The 2,987-nt window shown below is 46.0% G+C and carries 2 protein-coding genes and 1 pseudogene; all 3 read left to right on the forward strand.

What is annotated here, in order from left to right; genetic code table 11:
• Positions 1 to 35: 35 nt before the first annotated feature.
• Positions 36 to 1,010, forward strand: a pseudogene (gene tig, locus AZ66_RS28230) (trigger factor); the annotation flags it as partial.
• 354 nt (positions 1,011 to 1,364) lie between these two features.
• A complete protein-coding gene (clpP, locus tag AZ66_RS28235; protein ID WP_021252338.1) occupies positions 1,365 to 1,961 on the forward strand; it encodes an ATP-dependent Clp endopeptidase proteolytic subunit ClpP in 597 nt (198 codons plus the stop codon).
• A gap of 13 nt (positions 1,962 to 1,974) precedes the next feature.
• The coding region (gene clpX / locus AZ66_RS28240) for an ATP-dependent protease ATP-binding subunit ClpX (protein ID WP_044357970.1) at positions 1,975 to 2,987 on the forward strand (1,013 nt) is incomplete at its 3' end.

Below are 2,987 nucleotides of genomic sequence, written 5' to 3' on the forward strand. Positions count from 1 at the left end.
GTTGAAACAATTACGGCAAAAGGCCAAAACGTTCAAAGTTCAAAGCAAAAGTAACAGTTAAGCCTGAAGTAAAGCTTGGCGACTACAAAGGTCTTGAAGTAGAAGCTAAAGAAGCTGAAGTTACGGAAGAAGAGCTTGACGCTGAATTGAAGCGTCTGCAAGAGCGCCATGCTGAACTCGTTATCGTTGACGAAGAGACAGCACAAAAAGGCGACAGCGTTGTTATGGACTTCGAAGGATTCGTTGATGGCGAAGCATTTGAAGGCGGCAAAGGTGAGCGCTACACATTGGAGCTTGGCTCTAACACGTTCATTCCTGGATTCGAAGATCAATTGATTGGTCTTGGAACAGGTGACTTCAAAGATGTTGAAGTTACGTTCCCTGAGCACTACCATGCAGAGAACTTGGCTAACAAGCCTGCAACATTCAAAGTAAAAGTTCATGAGATCAAGCGCAAGCAGCTTCCACAGCTTGACGATGAGTTCGCAAAAGACGTTAGCGAATTCGAAACTTTGGACGAGTACAAAGCTGATCTTACAAAACAGTTGAAAGAGCGCAAAGGACGCGAACTGGAAGCAGCTCGTGAAGCTGAGCTCGTTGAAAAAGCATCTGCAAATGCAGAAGTAGAAATCCCACGTGCGATGATCGAGACTGAAATTCAGCACATGGTTAAAGATTTGGACAACCGTCTTCGCATGCAAGGCATGAACATGGATATGTTCTTGACATTGTCTGGCCAAACGATTGCAGACTTGCGCGAGCAAATGCAACAAGAGGCTGACAAGCGTGTGAAAAACAACCTCGTTCTTGAGCAAATCGCGAAAGAAGAGAACATTACAATTTCTGAAGAAGAGCTTCAAGAAGAGCTTGATAAAATGGCGGCTTCTTACCAACGTTCTGCGGACGAAATCCGCTCCATCTTGGAGAAGAACGGCACGATTGAAAACTTGCGTGAAGAGGCAGCTCTTCGCAAAACAGTTAAGTTCATTGTGGACAACAGCAAGAATTAATTGCATATCGGCTGCAACTGCATCATGCATGTGAGGGCGGCGTAACAGGATAAGGCACGTTACTTTTTAAGGGCGTGCCTTATTTTTTACCACCTGTCTGGTGAAAGTTTGCTGGATTGTAAGTTCTTGATTCACTACATAACGTTTCACCACCCAGTAATTGGGTGTACATAATCAGTAGGTAACATATTAGGCGATTCCCACCCGTGAGAAGGCACGAATATAGAGCTTATTTGCAGGGATTACGGGCATTTGCCGCACATAGAATAATGGTAATCGGTGTAAAAATGACACCACGTTCAGAAAATGTTAGAATAGAAATGTAAAGCTATGTAAAGAAAAGAGGTCGGTACCATGAATTTAATCCCGATGGTCATCGAACAGACAAATCGCGGCGAACGCTCTTATGATATTTACTCGCGTCTGCTGAAAGATCGTATTATCTTTCTGGGCAGCGCCATCGATGATGACGTAGCGAACAGCGTCATTGCGCAGTTGTTGTTCCTTCAAGCAGATGATCCAGAGAAGGACATTTTCTTGTATATCAACTCACCGGGCGGTTCAGTTACGGCCGGCATGGCAATTTACGATACGATGCAGCATATCAAACCTGACGTATCTACAATTTGCGTAGGCTTGGCTGCAAGTATGGGTTCACTCTTGCTGACGGCTGGAGCGCCAGGCAAGCGTATTGCTCTGCCGAACAGTGAGATCATGATTCACCAGCCGCTGGGTGGCGTGCGTGGTCAAGCGTCCGACATTAAGATTCATGCGGACTGGATCTTGAAGACAAGACATAAGCTGAACCAAATATATGTGGATCGCACAGGTCAGCCGATTGAGAAGATTGAACGCGATACGGATCGTGACAACTTCATGAGCGCTGATGAAGCGAAAGAATACGGTCTTGTTGACCAAGTTTTACATCCGGCAAGCCCGGGGCTCAAGTAAGGGGGGACACCGATTGTTTAAATTTAATGATGAGAAGGGGCAATTGAAGTGCTCGTTCTGCGGCAAGTCGCAGGAACAAGTACGCAAGTTGGTTGCCGGTCCTGGCGTATATATATGTGACGAGTGCATCGAGCTGTGCAATGAGATTGTAGAGGAAGAGCTCGGTCACGAAGAGGAAGTTGATCTGAAGGATATACCGAAACCGAAGGAAATTCGTGCGATTCTGGATCAATATGTCATTGGACAAGAAATTGCGAAAAAGTCGTTGTCCGTAGCGGTATATAACCATTACAAACGGATTAACACCCAAAACAAGATTGAGGATGTTGAGCTGCAGAAGAGTAACATCTTGCTTGTGGGGCCTACTGGTTCCGGTAAGACACTCTTGGCGCAGACCATGGCTAAAATCTTGAATGTGCCATTCGCAATTGCGGATGCAACATCGCTTACAGAAGCAGGTTATGTAGGCGAAGATGTTGAAAATATTCTGCTGAAGCTGATCCAAGCGGCAGACTATGACGTGGAGAAGGCGGAACGCGGTATTATTTACATCGATGAAATCGATAAAGTAGCCCGCAAATCCGAGAATCCTTCGATTACACGCGATGTATCTGGCGAAGGGGTACAGCAGGCATTGCTGAAAATTTTGGAGGGAACCGTTGCTTCTGTTCCGCCGCAAGGTGGCCGTAAGCATCCTCACCAAGAATTTATCCAAATTGATACGACGAACATCTTGTTCATTTGCGGTGGTGCGTTTGACGGACTGGAGCAAATTATCAAGCGTCGTGTAGGTAAGAAAATTATTGGCTTCAATGCTGACGGTGGTCAGAAGGACTTGAAGCCTGGCGAATACTTGACGATGACACTTCCGGAGGATTTGCTGAAATTCGGACTTATTCCTGAATTTGTTGGGCGTCTTCCAGTCATCTCAACGTTGGAGCCGCTTGATGAGCATACATTGGTTCGTATCTTGAGCGAGCCGAAGAATGCGCTGACGAAGCAGTACCAGAAGCTGCTTGAGATGGA

Origin of the sequence: Paenibacillus sp. E194, from assembly GCF_000935845.1 — a bacterium.
Taxonomy (GTDB): domain Bacteria; phylum Bacillota; class Bacilli; order Paenibacillales; family Paenibacillaceae; genus Paenibacillus_B; species Paenibacillus_B alvei_B.